24 protein-coding genes and 1 pseudogene are annotated in these 21714 nt (G+C 61.0%); 18 read left to right on the forward strand and 7 right to left on the reverse strand.

Annotation, left to right across the window (positions count from 1 at the left end):
• Positions 1-271 precede the first annotated feature (271 nt).
• From FF80_RS09695 to FF80_RS09705, 3 genes are all read left to right on the forward strand, one after another.
• Positions 272-739 (forward strand): (2Fe-2S)-binding protein, encoded by a 468-nt coding sequence (locus FF80_RS09695; RefSeq protein WP_035099762.1) that lies wholly within the window; start codon positions 272-274, stop codon positions 737-739.
• A gap of 125 nt (positions 740-864) precedes the next feature.
• The gene (locus tag FF80_RS09700) at positions 865-1431 is read left to right on the forward strand and encodes an Isoquinoline 1-oxidoreductase subunit (RefSeq protein ID WP_244445746.1); all 567 of its coding nucleotides are present in this window, start codon (positions 865-867) and stop codon (positions 1429-1431) included.
• Positions 1428-3647, forward strand: coding sequence for a molybdopterin cofactor-binding domain-containing protein (locus tag FF80_RS09705; protein ID WP_035099767.1), 2220 nt, complete (start codon positions 1428-1430; stop codon positions 3645-3647). The genes FF80_RS09700 and FF80_RS09705 overlap by 4 nt, the downstream gene beginning before the upstream one ends.
• Positions 3648-3687: 40 nt before the next feature.
• Here the strand turns inward: FF80_RS09705 and FF80_RS09710 are convergent, their stop codons facing one another.
• Both FF80_RS09710 and FF80_RS20955 read right to left on the reverse strand, forming a co-directional pair.
• Positions 3688-4596, reverse strand: coding sequence for an AraC family transcriptional regulator (locus FF80_RS09710; protein ID WP_035099771.1), 909 nt, complete (start codon positions 4594-4596; stop codon positions 3688-3690).
• 12 nt (positions 4597-4608) lie between these two features.
• Positions 4609-5274: a TetR/AcrR family transcriptional regulator gene (locus tag FF80_RS20955; RefSeq protein WP_052153364.1), complete on the reverse strand. Its 666-nt coding sequence runs from the start codon at positions 5272-5274 to the stop codon at positions 4609-4611.
• A gap of 218 nt (positions 5275-5492) precedes the next feature.
• Here FF80_RS20955 and FF80_RS09720 point away from each other — a divergent pair, with 218 nt between their 5' ends.
• From FF80_RS09720 to FF80_RS09750, 7 genes are all read left to right on the forward strand, one after another.
• A complete protein-coding gene (locus tag FF80_RS09720) occupies positions 5493-6485 on the forward strand; it encodes an XdhC family protein (protein ID WP_052153365.1) in 993 nt (330 codons plus the stop codon).
• Between the two features lie 21 nt (positions 6486-6506).
• Entirely contained in the window at positions 6507-7151 is a 645-nt protein-coding gene (locus FF80_RS21360) for a nucleotidyltransferase family protein (RefSeq protein ID WP_081917355.1), read from the forward strand.
• On the forward strand, positions 7152-7826 hold the full coding sequence (locus FF80_RS09730; RefSeq protein ID WP_035099776.1) for a response regulator transcription factor: 675 nt from the start codon (positions 7152-7154) through the stop codon (positions 7824-7826).
• Between the two features lie 68 nt (positions 7827-7894).
• On the forward strand, positions 7895-9226 hold the full coding sequence (locus tag FF80_RS09735) for a HAMP domain-containing sensor histidine kinase (protein WP_160172823.1): 1332 nt from the start codon (positions 7895-7897) through the stop codon (positions 9224-9226).
• A 105-nt stretch (positions 9227-9331) separates the two neighbouring features.
• Positions 9332-9985, forward strand: a complete 654-nt coding sequence (locus FF80_RS20960; RefSeq protein WP_052153367.1) for an outer membrane beta-barrel protein — start codon at positions 9332-9334, stop codon at positions 9983-9985.
• 110 nt (positions 9986-10095) lie between these two features.
• The gene (locus tag FF80_RS09745) at positions 10096-10944 is read left to right on the forward strand and encodes an SDR family oxidoreductase (protein ID WP_035099777.1); all 849 of its coding nucleotides are present in this window, start codon (positions 10096-10098) and stop codon (positions 10942-10944) included.
• A 117-nt stretch (positions 10945-11061) separates the two neighbouring features.
• Positions 11062-12165, forward strand: a complete 1104-nt coding sequence (locus FF80_RS09750; RefSeq protein WP_081917356.1) for an oxidoreductase — start codon at positions 11062-11064, stop codon at positions 12163-12165.
• 151 nt (positions 12166-12316) lie between these two features.
• On the opposite strand, the gene FF80_RS09755 is transcribed toward FF80_RS09750, so the two are convergent.
• Positions 12317-13207 (reverse strand): SDR family oxidoreductase, encoded by an 891-nt coding sequence (locus tag FF80_RS09755; RefSeq protein WP_035099779.1) that lies wholly within the window; start codon positions 13205-13207, stop codon positions 12317-12319.
• A 79-nt stretch (positions 13208-13286) separates the two neighbouring features.
• On the opposite strand from FF80_RS09755, the gene FF80_RS09760 reads away from it, so the two are divergent.
• Positions 13287-14120 carry a helix-turn-helix transcriptional regulator gene (locus FF80_RS09760; protein WP_035099781.1) on the forward strand — a complete coding sequence of 278 codons (834 nt, stop codon included), beginning with the start codon at positions 13287-13289 and terminating at the stop codon, positions 14118-14120.
• 160 nt (positions 14121-14280) lie between these two features.
• Here FF80_RS09760 and FF80_RS09765 read toward each other — a convergent pair whose 3' ends face one another.
• On the reverse strand, positions 14281-15171 hold the full coding sequence (locus FF80_RS09765) for a LysR family transcriptional regulator (RefSeq protein ID WP_035099782.1): 891 nt from the start codon (positions 15169-15171) through the stop codon (positions 14281-14283).
• Positions 15172-15327: 156 nt separating this feature from the next.
• Here FF80_RS09765 and FF80_RS09770 point away from each other — a divergent pair, with 156 nt between their 5' ends.
• Together FF80_RS09770 and FF80_RS09775 are read left to right on the forward strand one after the other, a co-directional pair.
• The gene (locus FF80_RS09770) at positions 15328-16287 is read left to right on the forward strand and encodes an MBL fold metallo-hydrolase (RefSeq protein WP_035099820.1); all 960 of its coding nucleotides are present in this window, start codon (positions 15328-15330) and stop codon (positions 16285-16287) included.
• Positions 16288-16345: 58 nt separating this feature from the next.
• The gene (locus FF80_RS09775; protein WP_348270325.1) at positions 16346-16717 is read left to right on the forward strand and encodes an aldo/keto reductase; all 372 of its coding nucleotides are present in this window, start codon (positions 16346-16348) and stop codon (positions 16715-16717) included.
• A gap of 687 nt (positions 16718-17404) precedes the next feature.
• Here FF80_RS09775 and FF80_RS09780 read toward each other — a convergent pair.
• Entirely contained in the window at positions 17405-17710 is a 306-nt protein-coding gene (locus FF80_RS09780; RefSeq protein ID WP_052153368.1) for a DUF4432 family protein, read from the reverse strand.
• A 264-nt stretch (positions 17711-17974) separates the two neighbouring features.
• On the opposite strand from FF80_RS09780, the gene FF80_RS21895 reads away from it, so the two are divergent.
• A complete protein-coding gene (locus FF80_RS21895) occupies positions 17975-18406 on the forward strand; it encodes a hypothetical protein (protein ID WP_160172824.1) in 432 nt (143 codons plus the stop codon).
• 31 nt (positions 18407-18437) lie between these two features.
• Positions 18438-18605, forward strand: a complete 168-nt coding sequence (locus tag FF80_RS21900; protein ID WP_160172825.1) for a hypothetical protein — start codon at positions 18438-18440, stop codon at positions 18603-18605.
• Positions 18606-18630: 25 nt separating this feature from the next.
• Here the strand turns inward: FF80_RS21900 and FF80_RS09790 are convergent, their stop codons facing one another.
• Positions 18631-19413, reverse strand: coding sequence for a hypothetical protein (locus FF80_RS09790; RefSeq protein ID WP_035099785.1), 783 nt, complete (start codon positions 19411-19413; stop codon positions 18631-18633).
• A gap of 277 nt (positions 19414-19690) precedes the next feature.
• Between FF80_RS09790 and FF80_RS09795 the strand changes: the two genes are divergently transcribed.
• The 3 genes from FF80_RS09795 to FF80_RS09800 are packed head-to-tail and all read left to right on the forward strand — an operon-like array spanning position 19691 to position 21376.
• The gene (locus FF80_RS09795; RefSeq protein WP_052153369.1) at positions 19691-20668 is read left to right on the forward strand and encodes a hypothetical protein; all 978 of its coding nucleotides are present in this window, start codon (positions 19691-19693) and stop codon (positions 20666-20668) included.
• Positions 20665-20967 (forward strand): hypothetical protein, encoded by a 303-nt coding sequence (locus tag FF80_RS21685; protein WP_152558332.1) that lies wholly within the window; start codon positions 20665-20667, stop codon positions 20965-20967. Before FF80_RS09795 ends, FF80_RS21685 begins: the two co-directional genes overlap by 4 nt.
• 7 nt (positions 20968-20974) lie before the next feature.
• Positions 20975-21376, forward strand: a complete 402-nt coding sequence (locus FF80_RS09800; protein ID WP_035099786.1) for a hypothetical protein — start codon at positions 20975-20977, stop codon at positions 21374-21376.
• Between the two features lie 66 nt (positions 21377-21442).
• Here the strand turns inward: FF80_RS09800 and FF80_RS09805 are convergent.
• Positions 21443-21714 (reverse strand): annotated as a pseudogene (locus FF80_RS09805) (hypothetical protein); the annotation flags it as partial.

Raw genomic sequence — 21714 nt, forward strand, 5'->3', positions numbered from 1 at the left:
AGCGAACGAATTGTCAAGCCTGCGTCGCGACGACGCCCGGCGGCACTTCGCGAACAGGTTTGTCCTTTGTTCAGGGGCGGCCGCTTCATGTTCCCCATTGATGATCTGTGCGGGCTCTCCCCTTCGATGGCAGCACCGAGAGGTGACCGCAGTTGCAAAGCCGTAAGGCGGTGCGGTCCGGAGGATCGGGCAAGTTTTTTGTAGGATTGGCCGTTTCGGTTCAAACCGAGGGCACCTAACCTCGAGGCTTAGCCATGTCGCCGGGGCCCTGATGTATACGATCTCAGTCAATAACCAGACTTACGACGTCGATGAGGATGGCCAGACACCGTTGCTCTGGGTATTGCGCGACATCTTGAAGATGACCGGGACCAAATATGGTTGTGGCATCGCCCAATGCGGCGCGTGCACCATCCATGTCGATGATCAGCCCATGCGCTCTTGCACGCTTCCGTTGGAAGTTGCGTCGTCCTACCGGATCACCACAATTGAGGCGGTGGAAGGAACCGAGGTCGAAGCAGTCCGGGCCGCCTGGGTCGCGCGCGATGTGCCGCAATGCGGGTTCTGCCAGTCCGGTCAGATCATGAGTGCGGTCGCACTGCTTCGCACTATCCCCTCCCCGAGCGACAGTGACATCGATACCGCCATGAGCGGCAACATCTGCCGCTGCGCGACCTATAATCGCATCCGCGCCGCCATCCATGATGCCGCCGGAACGCTGAAAGGAGCGGCGGAATGAGCCCGTCGGGACCCGCCGAGCCACGGCGGCGACGCTTCGGCATCGGGTTTTTCTTCCGGACGCTCGGCTTGATATTTGTAGTGGTCGTCATTCTTGGCCTGGTCTATCTGCTCTATCCGCGCCCGATGTTGCAGTCTGAGCCCATTGAGGCGCCCCAGGCAGCCGCGCAGGTCGACCACCTTCGACCGGTCTCCGACTTCGACAACATTGCCGATCTGCGAGCGCGATCGGTGGCCCTGTTCGAGGAGGCCGGTCGCGTGATCCAGAATCCGCGCTGCATGAACTGCCATCCGCGTTCAGATCGCCCCACGCAGACCGATGCCGTGCGTGCGCATACGCCATGGGTGTCCCGCGGCTTCGATGGTGGTGGCGAGCCGACCATGCGCTGCTCGACATGCCACCAAAACGAAAACATCGAGGCATCCGGCGTGCCGGGCAACCCATTGTGGCATCTGGCGCCGATCGAGATGGCCTGGCAGGGCAAAACGCTCGGCGAAATTTGCGAGCAACTCCTTGATCCAGCACGTTCCGGCATGAGCCGCGAAGAGCTGCTTCACCATATGGCCGAGGACGAGCTCGTCGGTTGGGCCTGGAACCCTGGTGGGGATCGAACGCCCGCGCCAGGTACCCAGCAAGAGTTCGGCGCGATTATCGCGGCGTGGCTCGACACAGGTGGAGCATGCCCCCAATGAAACGGTCCGTTACCGAACCCCAGACGGCAAAAGGACGCTTCGGCATGACGCGCCGGCGGATGATCCTGGGTGGATCGCTTCTCGGCGGTGCTCTATTGGTCGGCTATGTAGCCACCCATCCCATGCAGGTCGTCGGCGCCATATTGAGTGGCGGTGGTACCGACCCCGAGCCCAGCGCCTTCGGCTCCTTCATTCGCATCGATGCCGATGGATGGGTGACGATCGTGAACAAGCAGCAGGAACTGGGGCAGGGCATCCACGCCGGACTGGCCGCGATCATTACCGAAGAACTTGATGCCGACTGGGACCGCGTTCGCGTTATCGATGCGCGCAGCAATTTCGGCGCCTATGGCACGCAAGTAACCGGCGCGTCCAATTCCATCGCGACCCATTGGGACTCCATGCGCAATGCCGGTGCGGCGGCGCGCGCCATGTTTGTGAACGCAGCCGCCCAGCGCTGGAACGTTCCGCCCGGGTCCATCGATGTGCGCGACGGCGTCGTCACGCATGCAGGCTCCGGCCAGTCTGCGGCATTTGCCGATCTGCTCGAGGCAGCCTCCCGCCAGGCCCCCCCGCAGGTGCCGATGCTCAAGGATCCGTCCGCCTATCGGCTGATCGGCTCCGAAAGGGTGCGCCGCAAGGACAGCCTAGCCAAGAGCACAGGCGCTCAGGTCTATACTCAAGATGTCCAGCGCCCGAACATGCTCGTTGCCATGGTGGCGCATAGCCCACGTTTCGGCGGACGGCTGGCCCGGTTCGACGCCTCCGACGCCCTCAACGTCCGGGGCGTCGTGGATGTCTTCGCCATCGACACTGGTGTTGCGGTACTGGCCGAGACAACTTATGCGGCGCGCCTCGGGCGCGAGGCCCTACGCATTGAATGGGACGATACGGACGCTGAAATGCGCTCGTCGTCCGACCTCTTTCAGTACTATCACGACATCGCGGAAGGGCGAGGCGATGTCCAGCCAGCGGACTTTGAGACCATCGGCGAGAATGCCGATGCTCCCTTCGAGGGTGACGTGGTCGACTTCGCCTTCGACTTCCCCTATCTCGCCCACGCGCCCATGGAGACGCTTGACTGCGTTGCCGAGATCAATGGCTGGGACGTCTCCATTACCTCGGGCGCCCATATGGCTACGATAGACCAGGTGGTCGCCGCTCTGACGGCACGCACCCTGCCGGGAAAGGTGGACCTCGAAGTCATCCCGGCTGGCGGCTCCTTTGGCCGGCGCGGCTTGCCCCAGTCCGATTACGTGGCCGAATGCGTCCGCATTGCCCAACGCGTACAGGGCCGAGCGATCAAACTCATCTGGACTCGCGAGGACGAGATGGCAGGTGGGTATTACCGACCCATGTCGCATCACCGCGTCTGGGTGCAGACGAGGTCCGACGGTCTCCCGGAGCGCTGGCGCATCCACAGCGTCTGCCAATCGGTGGTGCCGATCCCGCTGATGCCAAACCGGCTGGCCACCGAAGGCATCAGCCACTCGCCCTATTTCTCCACTGCCACTACGGTGAAAGGGAAGATATTCACCCCCAGTTTCCCGGTGGTCTGTAGCCTCTGGCGCTCGGTAGGTCATTCCCACACCGCCATGGTGATGGAACATATCATCGACCAGCTGGCCCGCCGGGCTGATCGCGATCCGGCCGAGTATCGTCGCACGCTTTATCAGGCCGCAGGCGACACGCGCCGCATCGCCGTGCTCGACGAGCTGCTGCTGCGCTCCGAATGGGATCGTCCGCTCGAACAGGGGTGGGCCCGCGGGCTCGCCGTTATCGAGGCCTTTGGAACGGTAGTCGGCCAAGTGGCCGAAGTGCGCTTAGAGCTGGGTCGGCCGATCGTGCGGCGTGTTGTTGCCGTTGTCGACTGCGGCATCGCCGTGGCGCCCGATCAGATTGCGGCGCAAATGGAGGGCGGCGTCGGTTTCGGCCTCTCGGCTGCTCTCTTTGGCGCAGTCACGCTAAAGGATGGCGTCGTCCAGGAGACGAATTTCGATAGCTATCCCGTGGTGCGCATGAATGAAATGCCTTTGGTCGAAACGCATATCATCAAATCGACCAACAGGCCGACCGGCATGGGTGAACCCGGCGTGCCACCAATTGCCCCCGCAGTGGCGAATGCCATTCTGGCTTTGACGGGCGTTGCAACGAAAAGCCTTCCATTCCTGAGTGGAAATGCGGCGACCAACGCAGGCTTTCCCATGCAGAGTTAGCAGGTCCGATGGCGTACCAAAGGCAGCGTGGCCGCTGTAGCTAGGCCGGCACGGGGTCGGGCGGCGGCGCCCGCATGCTCATAGTGTCGCGCTTGGGCGCCACCCCGAAGGTTCTGGAATATTCCCGGCTGAACTGTGACGCACTCTCATAGCCGACGCGAAATGCTGCTTCGGTCACGCTGACCGTATCCGACAACATAAGGCGCCGTGCCTCGAGCAGACGCAATTGCTTCTGAAACTGCAACGGGGTCATCGACGTCAAGGACTTGAAATGATGGTGGAAGGACGAAACGCTCATTCCGGCCGCCGAGGCAAGCCTATCGACGGGCAAGGTCTCGGTGAAGTTCTCACGCAACAGCCAGATCGCTCTGGAAATACGGGCCAAGTGGTTCTCAGGAAGCGCCTGCCGGGATATTTGGTCGCCATAAGGACCGGTCAGCAACCAATAATAGAGTTCCCGCAAGATAGCAGGAAAGAGCACGGGAATGGCCCGCGGTGTCTCGGCCAGCCTGACGAGACGCAGGATGCAATCGGCCAGAGCATCACTCACATCGGCCACGAACACGGCGGGCCCATCATCGCGCGGCGGTGCGGGTGGATTTTCGAGATGGCTCAGCACGTCGCGCAGGATCGCGGGTTCGAAATCGACCGTGACGCCAACAAAGGGCTCTTCCGGACTTGCCGCAACGATGCCGCCACAGGCGGGGAGTTCCATGCTGACAACCAAGCACTGCATCGCGCCGTATTCGAGCCTGTCCCCGCCAATGAGCAACCGCTTGCCGCCCTGCAGCACAACGCAAAGGGATGGTCGGTAGAGCGCGTGATTGGCTGCCACTCGATGGAACGAGCGCAGGATGTGGACTCCACCCATCGGCAGCTCGAAATGGCCCTCCCCGCCACCTTGTTCGCCGAGATAGGCATTCACTGCTGCAAGAAGATCCGAAGCCATCATGTTCTCCACTCAGTGGGGGGCGGTGTGCCGCTGCCCAATGCCGCTGCCACCCAGGAATATCTGGACGGCCTGGTGGATCGCGGCGCGGTCCAGGTCGGGTGGGGTCTTGGCCAGGGGGTGATTGGGAATTGGCTCGCGCGCCTGCAACAGCGTCGCAAACCGTTGCGGCCCCGTAGTCATGTTGAGAAAGAGGCTCGCCAGCTCGGCGTACCAAGCCTCGAGCCCGCTGCCCGCCGCCGCTTCTTGGCGCTGGTCCACCGCCGCGAGGTAGTCCGCAATGAGGCGTTCGGCCCGTTCGATGATCTCGCGATGCAGCATACCGCCCAGACCAGCGAAACGTTCCGCCTCTCCCATCACCACGCGTTGCAGGCGGACGGCGCCTTTCCAGGTGGCAAGGTCGCTAAATCCCACTGCAAATGCCTCCAGCTCGGCCGCCGGATTGGCGATGTCCTCAAGCTTGGGCATTTCGCTGTGAAACATCGTCACGGCTTTCGCCAGCGCGTTGCGAAACAGCTGCTCCTTGCTGCCGAAATGGGCATAGACGGTCCGCTTCGTCGTAGAAGCCCGTGCGGCCACCTCATCCATGGAAGCCTTTTCGTACCCATGTTCCACAAAGGTGGCGATCGCCACCCGCAGAATGGCTTCGGGTAGTGGCAGGCCATCGATGGTTTTCATGACATCTCCATTTGCTCTTTTATGCCCATCTAGCCGGCCCGTTGACAAGTCAAAAGTATACGGTACGGTATAGTATATCCAGAGGGGGCTCATATGGTCTTCCGCAGCCGCGAGGTTTGGCTTGCGCGGGCCGAAGCGAGGTTGCGTGTCCGTTGCGCACGGCCTCAAAGCGTTAAGCGCGCAGGATTTTGCCTGCTGCAGTTCTAAAGGCCCTGGACATGCTCAGACAGATTGACTCCTGCCTTGGTTTGGACGCTGCTCCATTTCTGTGGCTGCTGCAGGAAATCTACCAAGGCCGGCAAGGCGCTCTGTTGACCGTGACGGCCGTCCATGGCGGAGCTCCTCGCCCGGTAGGCACGCACATGGCGGTCGTGTCGGGAAAGCGCTTTGAAGGCTATCTTTCGGGCGGTTGTGTCGAGCCGGCAATTGCTCTGGAGGTCGAGGCGGTCATCGCTGGCGGCCGCGACGCCATGCTGCGGTTCGGTGAAGGCTCACCTTATTTCGACATTCGCTTTCCATGCGGCGGCGGCATAGATGTGCTGGTTCATGTCGGGCCGCCTCCCGCGTTGCTGGAGGACATACTGGACCGGATGGCGCGGCGCCGTCCGTTCTCGCTGGCCTTCGAGCCCCAGGCAAGCCAACTCGTTCTAGTTGATACCGTCCCGCCGACGGGCTGGTCCGGAAGCGTCTTTCACCGCCGCTATCTTCCAGGCACGCGTTTGAGCGTGGCGGGCAGGGGCCCCGAGCTCGACGCCGTCGCCCGCCTCGGGGCCGCCCTCGGCTACGACATTGACCTTGCCACCCCTGATACGGAGATCATTCGCCGGCTTGCGCCATTCGTGGACCAGGCGCGCCATCTGGCAAGCCCGGCGGATGCCTGGAACATGCCTGCGGATCCCTGGACCGCGGCGGTGCTTTTGTTTCACGAGCGGGATTGGGAAGAGGCGATCCTGGCCCGCTGTCTCGCCGGCCCGCACTTTTATATCGGCGCCCTCGGAAGCCAACGTGCACAGGCGTCTCGTCGCGAGCGATTGCTGGCCAGCGGACATAGCCGAGCCCAGGTGGATCGGATAGCTGGGCCGATTGGCATCATCCCCCAGGCTCGTGATCCCTCTACGCTCGCCCTCTCGGTCCTGGGCGAGATCGCCTTGCGGCGACGGGAGGCGGACGCGCGGTTCGACACACCGGTCATGACTAGGCAATCCGATTAACCTGCGTGGAGCTGTACGCCAATGCGGATGTTTGATGTGATCGTTCTGGCAGCAGGATCGTCCCGGCGCTTTGCGCACGGCAACAAGTTAATCCAACCGTACTGCGGCAGACCTTTGATCTGCCACGTCCTGAGCGTCATCGAACAACTCGATATCGGACAGCCCATCATCGTAACGGGTGAACCTTATCGCGATGAGATCATGTCTGTGGTCGTCACTCGCCCTCGCTGGCGCGAAGCCGTTAATAAACGTGCGACCGAAGGTATCGGCACGTCCATCGCCACCGGCGCTGCTCTTTTGAACGGCACGCGCGGGGTCTTCATCTGCCCTGCCGATATGCCGCTGATCTCCCAAAACGACTTCCAGCGTACAGCCGAGCTTTTCGTGGGGCCAACCAGTATATGCCGACCCATGTTCGAGGGCCGGCCCGGCCATCCAGTACTGTTCGGCAGTGCGCACTATCAGCGCCTTCGCGCCCTTGAAGGCGATGTCGGTGGGGCAAGCATGCTCAGACATGACCCGCGCCTGCTTGCCACCTATGCCTCAGTCAACCAGGGCGTTGTTCTCGATCTTGATACGGCTGAGCAGTTCACGCGCGCCGCGATGGAAGACCGGTTTCTTACTTCGGTCGCCACACGCGAAGCGACCTCAATCGGAGAAAATTGAATGCGCGTTCTATTGGTGGAGGATGAGCTCGAAATGGTGTCGAATATCCGCGCCGCCCTGCGCAGGCACGACATCATTCTTGACCATGCCGCAAGTTTGGAAATCGCCCAGGCGGCGACGGCGGGTGCGGTGCACGACGCCATACTTCTCGATCGCAAGTTGCCGGACGGTGACGGACTTTCGCTGGTTCCAACGGTGCGCAGGTTATGGAGTGGCGTGCCGATTATCGTGATTTCCGCACTCGGATCGAGTAGCGACCGCATTGCAGGTCTGGATGACGGGGCCGACGACTATCTCAGTAAGCCATTCTCGATTGATGAGCTCCTTGCCAGGCTGCGGGCGGTCATGCGTCGGAACAGCGCCATCGCAACACAAGTCATAAGTCTGGGAGCCGTAGCATTCGATACGCGATCGCGTAGCGTCGAAGTTAACGGTGTCCCCCTGGAATTGCCGCGACGCGAACTGCTTGTGCTCGAAATTCTCCTTCGCAGGGCCGGCCGGACCGTTTCCCGAGAGGGGCTGGAGGAAGCGGTCTATGGGTACGACGATGAAATCGCATCCAACACGATGGAGGCCCATATTTCGCGGCTAAGGCGGCGCTTGACCGAACGCGACGCCGTCGTGGAGATCCACAATGTGCGTGGCGTTGGATATCTGATAAGGCCATTGCAATGAGTGCGGGGCGTCCGTCGCTCGCTCGCCGCTTGACCCTTAAGGTAATCTTTCTGCAGGTCGCAACGCTCATGGCTTTTGCCATGTGCATGCCGCTCTTGCAGATTGTTAAGGATCGTGGTGCGCTTTACGATCCCGATCCGAAGGTCAGCGGCAGCATAGGTTCAGCGCTGCAAAGGGTGGGACGTGCCATTGTGCTCGTCCCCAATGAACAGTTCAATGCCCTCGCGGACGAGGCACCTGACCTGTGGTTCGTCGCGACCAATGCGTATGGCGAACAACTGAATTATGGCATTGTTCCGTCAAATATGGCCGATATTGCGCAATCCGCAGCACTTTTTGATGTGGCCAAATTCGCTGGGGTCGAAACGCCAGCCCTGCTTGCAGTGGAACGGCTCTCGATGGGGGAGGTGCGCATCGTATTCGGCAACGGCCCGCTCGTCGGGCCGTTACGCGCGTTGGCCCGCTCGGTCGTAGACAACGGCGCCCCGCTCATGGCTGTTCTGGTGCTGCTCGCAACAATGACAGGCCTGCTCATTCCACGCCTCATCGGTTCTTCCCTCGCCGGCATGCATCGTGCGGTACGGCGGGCGAAGATGATCGACATTGACCGCCGTGGCACTCGGCTACCCACAGCTGACGTCCCTGCCGAGATCGCGGCCCTCGTGGATGCCGTGAATGAAGCGCTGAAACGCATTGATGATGGCTATGAGAGGCAGCAACGGTTTCTTGCTGATGCCGCCCACGAGTTGCGCACACCCATAGCTATTCTACAGAACCGCATAGAGTTGCTCACTAGCGGCGATTTGCATTTACCTCAATATAGCGGGCGCCTGCTGCTTGACGTGCAACGGGTAGCCAACCTGGCCGAGCAACTGCTGGACCTGCAGCGCATCGATTTCAGCGATACCTTGTTCGGGAACGTCGACCTGGTCGCGGTGGCACGCAAGGTAGTGGGCGACCTGGCACCGCTGGCGATTGGGGCCGGATACGCCCCGCAACTGACTTTCGAAGGTCGCGTCGCCATTGTTTTCGGTGACAGCAGTGCGATCGAGCGGGCTCTGATCAACATCTTCCAGAATGCCATAGCGCATGGCGGTAACAAGGGAACAATCCTGGTGCATGTCGAGGCCGAAGCAATACTTGTCTCGGATGAGGGAAGCGGAATCCCCATGGAGCACCGTGAGCAGATCTTCGAGCCATTTCACCGGCTGCGCCCCAAGGAGCGCGGTGCCGGTCTGGGCCTCAGTTTGGTGCGCGAAATCATGGTGCGGCACGATGGTGCAATCGCGGTCGGCGAAAGCGAGTTCGGAGGCGCCTGCTTTGCGCTGCGGTTCCCTCCGGCCGCTATTGGTCAGCCGAAAGACCCGGTGAAGCCAGGGGTTCGGCACGTCGCCGCTTAGCGTCTCAGACGCTGACGGAAGCCCAAAACGTCTGTGACCCTTGCCGACGCAATTCTGTGGCAAGCGGAGCAGGCCAAGGTGGGGTGTCCAACAAGGAGACACCCAATGAAATCTTCGATCTATGCCTTCCTCGGATCGGTGGCGCTGCTTGCCCCCGTCTGTATCTCCGCAGCTGCCGCCGCCGATTTGTCGAACGACGCGGCTCTGTTCGTTCCGCCGCAGTATAACAGCGCGGAGATGTCGGTTGCTGGCGACGACTGGACCGGCTTCTACGTCGGCGCCCATCTTGGCGGCATTACCAGCAATGATTTTTCCGAGACCAACAGCGCCTGGTCGGGGGGCGTGCAGGCCGGTTACCTCCAGCAGCTCGAGAATTTGGTGCTGGGCGCGGAAGTAGCGGCGTCCCTGCACGATGAGCTGAGCTACGAATTGTCGCCGACGGCCGGATTACAGCAGGAGTGGTCGGTCAACGTGACGGGCCGCGCTGGCATGGCGTTGGGCCAGACCCTTATCTATGGCCTGGCGGGTCTGTCGCTTGCGGAACTCGATCCGACAGGGGCAACGACATCGGCCTCCGATACCCATCTCGGAGCGGTGTTCGGGGCCGGTGTCGAGCAAGCTCTCGGAAACGGCTGGAGCGTCCGAGCGGAGTATCAGCAAACCACCTATTGGGACATCGCCAGCAGCGTGGGCGATGTCGGTCGTACCGATGACCTGACCAATCACGCGGTCACGGTGGGTGTAAACTACCGCTTCTGAGCTTTTCGTCGTTCGCCGGCGTGAAGGGTCTCGGGCTCCGCGCAAACGCGCTCTACGCCCCTCACGCCGCGATTTCCAGACCTCAATTTGAGACAGATAGGACCCTCAAAATGTCCGATACCGAAACTTCGCGTCGCAATTTCTTGGCCCTCACCGCCGCTGTCCCGGCTGCCCTGGCACTTGGTGGCGTTGCCGCGGCACAGACATCCGAAGCGGCGCCTGGCGCTTTGGCCGCGGGTGGCCGGGCTGCCATCGTTACCGGCTCGTCCCGCGGCATTGGCGCGGCAACCGCCCGTCGGCTTGCCCGAGATGGCTTTGCCGTGACGGTCAACTGCCTGGTCAACACCGATCTGGCGGCTCAAGTGGCAAGCGAGATCGAGGCCGATGGCGGCCGCGCGATCTGGCTGCAGGCCGACGTCGCCGATCCGGCCGCCGTGCGAGCCCTGTTCGACGCCAACGAGCAGGCCTTTGGCGGCGTGGACGTTGTCGTGAGCAATGCCGGCATCATGAACACCGCGCCTTTCGCTCAGTTCACCGATGAGGCTTTCGACCGGATGATCGCCACCAATCTGAAGGGCGGCTTCAATGTTCTGCGCGAGGCCGCTCGCCGCGTCCGTGACGGCGGACGCGTTATTAGTCTGAGTTCCACCTCCACCCTCGCCAAGCGCGCGACCCAGGGACCTTACGCGGCGACAAAGGCGGCTCAGGAGGCCATGTCAGGCTCACTGGCCAAGGAAATGGCTGGCCGCCGGATATCGGTAAATGCCATCGCGCCTGGGCCGACCAACACGGCCCTGCTCGACGTGCCGCCACAGGCGATCGAACAGGTTTCGACCATGATCCCATACGGGCGTATCGGCGAGCCTGAGGATATCGCCAATGCCATCGCGGCGCTTTGCGCGAGCGACGGTGAATGGATCAACGGGCAGTTGGTATTCGCCAATGGCGGCTTCATGTGAGCCGTACACCTTTGCTGCGTCGCCCCACCTCGGGTGGGGCGACGCACCCAACCCATGCATTGGCATCGACTTTTGAAATGGGTCGCCCCACGGACATTGGAATGACGGAGATTCGACATGCGAGCGGAACTGGACAATCAAAATAATCGCCAGCCCCGGGGTGCGGAGCGCCCGGCCTTTTCACGTCGAGCATTCCTGCGAGTTTCGGCAGCTGGTGCCTCTGGCGCTCTGATCGTGGGTACAGCGGGCTTTGCTATAGGTTGGCCTTCCGCAGGAGCGGCGGAGATTCCTGACTGGACCGCTGCGGATATTCCGGCCCAGAACGGTCGTAGGGTGCTCGTAACGGGTGGCAACGGCTACCCGCAGGGTGATCGAAGCGGTTTGGGATACCAGGACGCGCTAGCCCTGGCGCGAGCAGGGGCACGCGTGACAATCGCGTCTCGCGACCAAGCGCGCGGCGAAGAAGCGGTGCAGCGAATCCTAGCGGACGCTCCCGGCTCCGAGGTGCGTTTCGAGACACTGGACCTCGCGAATCTGACATCGGTCAGAGCGTTCGCCGCTCGAATGCGCGCGACCGGTCAGGGTCTCGACGTACTGATCAACAATGCAGGCGTGATGGGGCGCTTCAACCGCGAGGTGAGCGTCGATGGCTTTGAGCGTGTTTTCGCAACTAATACGCTCGGCCATTTTGTGCTGACCGCCCAGCTGTTGCCGCTATTGCGACGAGGGCGCGAGCCCAGGATCGTTTGGGTATCGAGTATGCGCATATCCGACACGCTTCCGTTCCATGATCTCCAGCTCGAGCACAGCTACGATTATGCGGCCGCCTATGACAACACCAAGCTTGCCAATCTCATGCTGGCCTTAGAGTTTGAGCGCAGGAGTAAGACTGCTGGCTGGGGGGTCTCCAGCGTAGCAGCGCATCCCGGTGTCGCCCGAACGAATCTCATCCCGAATGGACCTGGACTCAACAGTGCGGAGGGATGGAGATTGCGGATGCTTCCATTCATGTTCCAACCGGCGGCGGAGGGCGCCCTTCCAACGCTCTACGCTGCGGCCTCCCCACAGGCTGTCGCCGGCGGCTACTACGGACCAAACGGATTTCAAGGGATGAGGGGCCTGCCAGGCCCAGTCAGTATTCCCGTCAGCGCTCAGAACTTGCAATCTGCAGCAATCTTGTGGGCTTCCCTGGAGCGGCTTGGTCAGGTTTCACTCAGCTAGCGCTAGATGCTGGAACAGCTATTTGCCCGTCGAAGAATGGTGTCCCAAGCGCCGACGCTGCAACGCGGGCCGGATGAGGCCTGCGGCCAAGTCCGGGTTCGACCAACTTGCGCAGTCAAAGTGCCCTGATATTTCACCGCTCGGCGCTCGGCTAAAAATAGCCCGCTCGCGCAATGTCCTGCAGCAGGGTTTCGCCGACTGCGTGCCAACCCAACAGCTGTTGCGTGCGGCCGCTGGATGTCCGCTGCCCGATGGCAGCAAAGCCATAAAACCAGCCGAAATGCGCCTTGGCTGTCGTTTCGTCCATGGACACGCAGGGCACACCCAACCCCGTGCTGATCGCCTGCGCAATGGCGCTGAACGGTACGCCTTCTTCAGCCACGGCATGGTAGGTCGCCGCGCTCGGGCCTTTTTCCACTGCAAGCCGATAAGCGCCCGCCGCATCGGCTACATGCACGGCGGGCCAAAGATTGTCCCCCTCGCCTATAAAGGCTGATACTCCGGTCCGCCGGGCAATATCGATAAGCATCGGCACGAAACCGTGGTCGCCTGCTCCGTGAACCGAAGGTGGCAGGCGCATGATGGCTGTGGGGATGCCTGCTTCGATAAGTGCCGCCGCCGCCGCTTCGGAAGCGCGCGGATACTGGTCCGAAGGTGCAAAAGCATGATCGTTTTCGTTAGCGATATCGCCCGCCGTGTCCAGAAAAGCCACGCCTGCCGTGACGACCAGCGGCTTACCAGATGTGCCGACAGCTTCACCGATGGTCTCGATGGCAGCCCGGTCAATCGCACAAGCTTCGCCAAAACGGGTGAAATCGTGCACGAAGCCGGCATGGATCACCGCATCGGTCTCGGCAACGCCGGCACGAAGGGCACCAGGCATTTCGAGATCGCCGGATAGCGCCTTGGCGCCGGCACGCTCGAGTTGCTCTTCCCCCTTCTGGCTGCGCACCAAGCCCAGAACTTCGTGCCCATGCACGAGAAGATCGCGCACCGTGGCCGAACCGACAAATCCGGTCGCGCCTGTAACAAAAACTCTCATGACCAATCTCCTGCTTGTTGGAAGACGGAATATCGGCCATCGGTAATCCTGGTAAAATACGTGAGTTTATACTGGTAAAATGACCGACAGGATCAAACTGGATCAGGATGGCAATCGCCTGGGCACGTTTTTGAAAGAACGCCGGCAGCGCCTCGACGCACGCACGTTAGGGTTTGGTGGGCGACGCCGAACACCCGGCTTGCGACGGGAGGAGGTCGCGCAACGCGCCCATATCAGTGCTACGTGGTATACTTGGCTTGAACAGGGTCGCGGTGGGGCGCCTTCAGTTCGCGTGCTCGACAACCTGGCCCAGGCCCTGCTGCTGACCGAGGCAGAACGGGAGCATCTATTTCTCATAGGATCTACGCGCCCACAAAAAATATCGCCAAAGGATAGCGAAGGCATCTCCTGGCGCTTGCAGCGCTTCCTGGACGCAATGCCCGCCATCCCGGCAACGGTAGCGACCTCCACCTGGGACATCGTCGGTTGGAACCGCGCAGCGCAGCTGGCACTGACCGACTACAGCGTTCTAAACCCGCAAGAGCGTAACATCCTGCGGCAGATGTTCCTCAATCCCCAGACTCGCGCGGCGCAACAGGATTGGGATGCTGTTGCCCGCTTTCTCGTCGCCACCTTCCGCACGGCGACCCTTCGCGCCGGCGAGGAGGAACGCGCCGCCGAACTCGTGGCGGAGCTCTCGGGCAAGAGTCCCGAGTTTGTCCGCATGTGGAAGGAAAACGACGTGCAAGGCACCGGCGAAGGATCAAAAATTATCCACCACGCCAAGGTCGGGCCAATCTCCTTTGAGTTCTCTTCCTTCGCCATAGACGGTCGACCCGACCTCAAGTTGATGATCTATAATCCGACTGATGAAGCCGACACGGAGAAAATGCACCTGCTTTGGGAAGGATGACGGTGATTCGGTGCTCGCCGGCCGATTCCGGGCAGGCGGGTTAGATCGCGTGACGCTCCGCCCGTCGACCACATTGGGTTTTTGGGCTATGATCATCGGCGGCTCTTTCATCCAGCTGTCTGAATTCGCTAAAGCCCTTCGCTACCACCTGCGCGGCCTACTAGGCCGATTTGCGGACAAATTCGAGGAATGCTCGCATCGCGGCGCTGCTGTGCCGCCTATTTGGGTAGTAGAGGAACCAGCTCGGTAACTTAGGGCTCCAGTCTGCCAAGATCTCAACGAGCGAGCCGCCCGCAATGGATCCACGAGCGTAGTCTTCGAGCACGTGGGCAACGCCTTGCCCGGCAAGAGCGGCCTGAAGTTCCTGATGCGCCGAACTCAGGGTCAGGCGGCCTTCCGGGGCGATTTCAAAGGTTTCATCGTTCTTCCCGAAGGTCCAGGTCGCCAGCGTCCCACCGGGATAGCGGCGCCGAATGCAATCGTGGCCGACAAGTTGGGATGGAACCTCTGGCCTGCCGCGCTGGCGCAGATAGTCCGGCGAAGCCACGATCGCATAGCGCAGAGGGCGTCCAAGCGGCACGGCGATCATGTCCTGAGCCAGTTGCTGTCCGAAACGGACCCCGACATCGAAACCCTGCGCGACGATGTCGACGATCGCGGCATCACTGACAATCTCGACCTTGACCTGGGGGTGGGTCTCCATGAACGCAAAGGCGAGTGGACATAGCACATGGTCGACCGCGGGCCCCGGCGCGTTGATGCGCAGCGTGCCGGACGGTTGGTCGCGCAATTCGTCGAGTTCGATAAGGGCCGAGCGGATGTCGTCCAGGGCTGGGCGGAGTCGCTCCAGCAGACGTTCCCCCGCTTCAGTGACCGCAATACTGCGTGTCGTTCGGTTCAGGAGCCGCAGGCCAAGTGCCTGCTCGAGCGCGCCCATGGTTTGGCTCATAACCGATGAGGAGACGCCACGCTCGGCGGCGGCGGCACGAAAGCCACCGCAGCGCACGATCAGGGCAAAAGTCTCCAAATGATCAAGGCGTATCATCGTCATTGCTCTGCTGTTCAGATCAGCTCGATTGCATTTGATGACCTTATCAAAGCAGTGTTGATGCGTCACCTTCCGAAGAATGAAGCGGCACGGGTTTGCGGCGATCGATGAACCTTTCGGAGGAAGACTAAGATGCTGACACTCAACCGACGTAAGATCATGTTGTCCGCCGTCGCCGGTGGTACCGGCGTGCTGTTGAACAATATCCTTCCCGCAAGTGTGGCCGCGCAGTCGGCGGCGGCGGAGCCGATCGGCAATGCTGGTCATTACCGGTTCCAAATCGGGGACATCACCGCGACGGTGCTGAGCGACGGCATTATTGGAGGGGCGCCCAATGTTTATGCAGGGGATGCCCCTGAAGCCGAACTGGAAGAAGTTCTGCACCGCGCCTTTCTGCCAACCGATTTCATGACCCTCAATCTCAACACGCTGCTGTTGGAGATCGATGGCCGCCGCATTCTTCTCGAAGCGGGGGCCGGAGCCACGATGGGGCCGAACGGAGGCCGCCTGTTCGACAATCTGCAGGCAATTGGACTGTCCACCGAGGACATCGACCTGATCGTGATCTCCCATACCCATCCTGACCATGTCGGGAACCTGCGAACTGCTGATGGCGGCAAGGCGTTTCCGCGGGCGATCGTGATGGTGCCAAGCGCGGATTGGGCGTTCTTCGTCGAGGGCGAGCCGGACCTTTCCTATATGCCGGTGCCACCGGAGTTCCGGCAGCGCTTTGCGGCCAATATCAAGCAGAGCGTGCAGCCTTTCGCCGGAGATATCGAGCTTTATGAGGCCGGTTCCGAAATCGTGCCGGGTCTGATGACGATCGCCGCGCCGGGCCACACGCCAGGCATGGCCACGTTTCTGGTGCAATCAGGCAGCGACCAGCTGCTGCTAACGGCCGACCTCGCCTACCACCCTGTGGTCAATATCGACCGCCCCTGGCGCCCCGGACCGGATCGCGACCAAGAGGCCGCCGCCACAGCGCGTCGGCGCATCTTCGATCAGGCGGCCGCCGATCGCACCCTCGTCCTTGGCTTCCATTATCCCTTTCCCGGCCTGGGGCGCATCCTTCGCACCGACACCGGCTATGCCTGGGTGCCGGCCGGTTGGCAGTTCTGAACTTCAAAAGAAGGCGGCAGAACGCCTGCTGCCCGCGGCCGCCGACCGGGGTGTCGGCGTGTTCGTGAATTTGCCTCTGGAAAAAGCGCGGTTGATGCATATCGTGCAAGACCGTCCTCTTCCCGATTTTGCCCAGGAGTTCGAAGCCTTAAGCTGGGCACAATTCTTCCTGAAATGGGTGATCGCCCATCCAGCGGTTACCTGCGTGCTTTGCGGGACGTCTGACCCGGATCACATGAGCGACAATCTCGGGGCGATGCGCGGTCCCTTGCCGGACGAGGCGATGCGCCGGCGCATGGTGCGCCACATGGAAACGATCCCCGGCTTCGATACTATTGGCACCATGCCCTGGTACCCGAGCAAGGACGCGCTTTACCACGGCCAGATCAAACAAGCACAGTCGCTCGCAAGCGCCAGGCTGGCGGACTGAACAGCCGCGAGCTTCTAGGGCATATCCTCGGGGTCATCGATATTGATGGATTAATCGATGAGATGAATCAGCTCATCGAAACCGGCAGAGTTCGGGATTTCGCTTAGGCTTGCTGAATCTTCGAAATGGGGCGCACAGCTGACCGGCAGATTGCGGCCCCGAAGCTGACACTCACCTTGGTGACCACGAAATGGGGAAGTTGGCTTGCGATCAATAGCAAGTTCGTTGAGCAACCCGACTGCGCAGGGCAAAGCCAGGAAACCTAAGGGACTCAGCCGTTCTCGACCGCCTGTGTTGGAAAATCCGTTCTAGTCGTTACAACAACAAAACAGAAGACGTGCGGGCGATCCAGGCGGGACTTCAATCTGCGACCAACAGCTTAGAAGGTTATGGCGTTATTCAACTGAGCTACGAGACGGGACCTTAAGTCCTATCACGGTGGATACGCGACGCTGCAATTGCCAGGTTCGCAACAGGTCAACAGCGCGCAAATAGTAGCAATCTGTCGCGCAGAGTCCGTGCATCCATGAAATGGATCGAAGACGTGCTGAGGCCGTACCTGGAATAGCCAGGCGAGCATCTACCTGCGGCCCTCGAGATCAAATTCAAGGTAGCAAACAGGCAATCGGTGCGAATGGCCGCTGTCGGGACGGCGTACTTTTCGCGAAAGGCCGGAAATGGGGGCGCTTAGCTGTCCGGCTGATCGGCAGGAACGTCGCTGGTATCGACAGCGGGGACGCGCTCGCCAATGTCGCCCGGCACTGGAGAATCTGCCCGCATGTCGCCAAGAAGCGGTGCTGGCAGGCCGACAACCTCCAGACCCTTGTCGAGAAAGGTATAGCCGAAATTGAAATGGTAGAGCAGGGCATGGCGTGTCGGGCGAAAGCCGCGACTGGCTACGCGGTCGTAGGCCCGCAATTGTGTACCATCAAGCGGCAAGGTGATGCGGCGATGCAGCTCGAGCGTTTCGCCAAAGATGCTGGCCTGGCGCACGATGCCTCGCGCCCGATCTGGCCGCTGTTCGGGTCGACGCCATAGGTCAAAGGCCGCGCTTGTCGGTGGCGATGCGACCATGCAACGGCATGGCTTTCATTTCATCAACGCTCGCCCCTCGATTTTATCGCGTACGGTAGTGCGCTTGACCAGGCGGGCAATTAACGGTCATGCCTTGCCCTGTGACTCGTCGAAACAATAGTCCATAGGCGATGCGGCCCAACTTGGTCCACATTCCATCGCAACGACGGGGCAGGTGATATCGTGGATAAGCAGATCGTTACTTCCGTGTCTCACGCCGGGGGCTGGCGCGATTGCAAACCCAACGCCAAGGCAGGTTTTGATTGCCTGCTTCGGGCCATTCCGAAATATGGCGCAGCGATTAGGACTGCCTTGGTTGGGAACCGACGGTTTGCCTTATTCCGCCGGGACGACGTCGCCAGCGGGTGGCAGGTCGCGGTTTGCGACCGGCCGGACCACGGGGGCGCGGGTGATGCCGCTGCGGTCGACCGAGGCGCGCTCGTCGATAATGCGTTGCACCAGGTTCTCGGCCCGCTCGATCGAGCCGAGCAGCGCCAGCAGTGCGCCCTTTTCGCCGGCCTGGATATCGCCCTGGCCCAGAACCTGCCAGCGCAGGTCCTCGAAGCAGGTGCGGGCCTCGCTCGGCGACGACGCGAAGTTCCGCGATCTGAATGAGGCGGAGCGCCAGGAATTATCGGAGATATTGATGATGAACTTTTTGGTGCAATACGCCGTCTACGACAATGCTGTGGCGGTTGGTGACACCCGGATGATCAATGAACTCGGAGATGCGGCAGTTGCTCGATTTGAGCGCGAAGCCGGTATTGACCTGAGAAGCATAGAGCCAACGCCGGCTGGCTTTGCAGAACGCTGAGGTCATTCGACGGACCCCTCATGCTTTAACGATATGCCTCCCTAAAACCCTTCTCGAACCATTGGGCTGCAGGTCGGGAAAGTGCGCTGGCCAAGTTGGTTTGCCCGTTGAGCAGCCAGTCCGCAGCGGTTTGATTTTCGGCGGGCGGTTGCATGCCGAGACGCTCCGCCAGAAGTGTCAAATCTCTTGTCGTTTCATTTGCCCCAAACCAGCCAAAGCCGATGGATGGATTGCCACCTGTTTCGGCTTTACCATCGAGAACCGCAGCCACGCCTCCCAGAAAGAAGCCTGCCTGTTCGGCCAAAGGGAACCAGGTAGAGCCATCCTGTTGATCTGCGGTGTTGAGTACGTCGGCAATCGGGCGGCCGCGTTGACCAGCGTGAAGGACATGTAGCACGTGTTCTGCAAGCTCTTCACCGCGGCCATCCTCTAACATCGCCAGCACATACACCCGCAATGCGGTTCGACCGCCCATTTCGGCCTCAAGCAGGTCACCGACTGATACTGGGTCTTCGACAAGAGCTTCCCCGAGTTGGTCGAGGTGCTCCAGTTGTTGTGCAGAAGACAGGTCTGCCAGCGCTTGAGGTGAATGGACGAAGGTCGCCCAGACTTCGTCCGCTTGCTCGACGGCCGACCTAGTTTGCTGTGCGGAAAGCGGCGCCGCCAGGCAGATTTGGGCAACAAGCACCAGGATGCACCGTTTTATCACTCCAACTTTTGCCCTGACACGAAGCCTCATGATCATCGGGTTTCCGGTCATCTTGTTCCTGCCAATTCCGTGCAGAGCCACGCCGCGATTGACGGACATATGGGGCTCGTCACCCTGCTTGGGTGCAATTTGAACAATCCAATCCGCGCTGGGAACCCCCCCACATTCAATTTCCGCGTCTCCACGTTCCTGCGTAAAGTAGACTCCTCGCTTTCCGCCCTTGTGAGCGATATCAACAAAGAGCGCTTCGCGATATGACAGTGCTTTCCGGAAGACGTTGTAGCGCCGCGGCAGTGGTCGGCCGACGTCGCATTCCCGTTATGATCGGCGGTCAGAATGTCATTGCTTGATCTGATCTGAAGGGGATAAGCCCGGAATGTCGAGGCTGCTTTCCATTCTCGGAATTTGCGTTGCGGCCCTCGCCTGTGCCGCTATGACTGCCGGCGCTCTGGCCGAGGAGGTGACGCTTGGTGATGTCTCCTTCACCCTGCCCGATGCGGGTTGGGAACGGGAGGAGGGGAAGGGCAGTATCATTCTGCGCAGGACCTGGGAGCGTGACAAAGCTGTCGGGCGCGACGGAACCGGAGCGGCAATAATCCAGATCCTTCCGGTTACGAACATGACCGACTTCGATGCCAGCTTCGATCAGCTTTTTGCCCTCTTTCCTGAACTGGCCGAAGATCGCCCGACGGTCGATAGCCAAGGCAAGACCGCCAACGGGCACGATATCCGCGTCGAACTGCGTTGCTGCACGAGCATGGAGGACGCTATCGTCTCGGCCACTCTCGCCGGTATCGCCCAGGGCGGCGTCGGGCAATACATAATGCTCATCGAGATGGACCTTCGTGACGAGGATTCGGAGGCAGCCGAGGATGCCTTTGCGCAGATTGTCCGCAGCGTGCGGTTTTCCTCAGATGAAGAAGCGTTCGCGCTCACTTTGCCTGAGGGGGCAGGGGGCCTTGAAGGCGTCTACACCACGCTCCACTCCAGTGTGGTGCCGAATGTATTCGGCGGCGTCGATTTCGTTGCAGAAAACCGAGTGCTCGCACTCGATCCAGGCGGCCTTTTTAGCACCATCATTCCAGCGGGAACGATTGCCGACCATTGTGCCCACGCGCCGGGCGATTGTGGTACCTATAGACTGCTTGGTGGCGGCCTGTTCTCATCCGCCGATACGATCGAAATGGCCGAAGTGGTAAACGACTACGGCATTCTCGAGCTCACCCAGGAACCGCTTCGGCAGGCCAACAAGCAGCTTATCGTCGGAGAAGCGATATATATCGCGTGCCGCCTCTGCCGCCGAGCACGACCTTTGATGGGACTTGGCGCTATGTCTGGGCCTCGAGCGGCATGACGCCAACCAGTTCGGGCAGTGTTTCATCCGAACGTATCCTGATCCTGTCCCCTGATGGTCGGTTCTCGCAAACCGGCTCGTCCGGTTACATGTCCAGCTTCGAAGGCGCTGGCGCAGGCACCGGGGTCGCGGGGGGCAATACTGCACCACTCGAATCTGGAACCTACAGGGTGGAAGACTATCAGCTCCTGCTGGCCGGCGAGGACGGCCGCACCGAAACGCTGAGCCTTTTCCTGCCAGAACCCGACAGTGACGACTTATTGGTGATCGGCGGCAATAACTACCTTAAAGAGGACTGAGCAGCCCATGTCTGGTTTTGACCAATCTGGCGCCGATCGCATTCTGGGCGAGCTGGCCCGGCAGATCCTGGCCGACGAGGAATTCGCGGGCAAGTCATGGCAGGCCATCGCCCTTGTCATAGGCGTGCGGCCCCGCCGGCGCATGTTCGGCTATCTCTACCGGCCGGATGGCAGCTGGGAGGGCGTCATTCCCAAAGCCATGCGCCCGACGATCGAGAAGGCCCAGGAACTCGCCGCTGCCATGCGGGTCGATGGTCAGGAAAGCTGGAAGGCCTGCCTGTTGCAGTTCCACAATCCCGGTCCGCGTATCAAAGCCGATTTCGAGTATGAGGATCACTCACGCTGGGACATCTCACCTGCCAATCTCGAACAGCGGGTGGAGGAGATCCGCCCTCGCGTCGGCACATAGCAGCGCATTCTTGCGGCGATTGACAGGTCAGCGACGAGCAATGAGGGCCCTGCCGACCGTGGACGCCTAATCTGCCGCCAGGTTGGTGAGCACGGACATGGGCACTATGCCGGCATGCCCGGCAGCTTGCGGCGTCAGGGCTATGGCGGCGAACGCATACCGCTCGTCCGGGCTGACCAGCGCAAAGGACCAGGATTGTCCGTATGCGTCATCGGCCAAGGCCATCTCGCTCCAACCCGGCAACTTGGAAGCGTAATATGCCTTGATGGCGGCCGGGTCTGCGGTTTCATCGAGATCGCGTGTAAAGAGCCGCATCGATTTTTCCCCGAAGCGGGCTT

It is taken from the genome of Devosia sp. LC5, assembly GCF_000735585.1.
GTDB lineage: Bacteria > Pseudomonadota > Alphaproteobacteria > Rhizobiales > Devosiaceae > Devosia.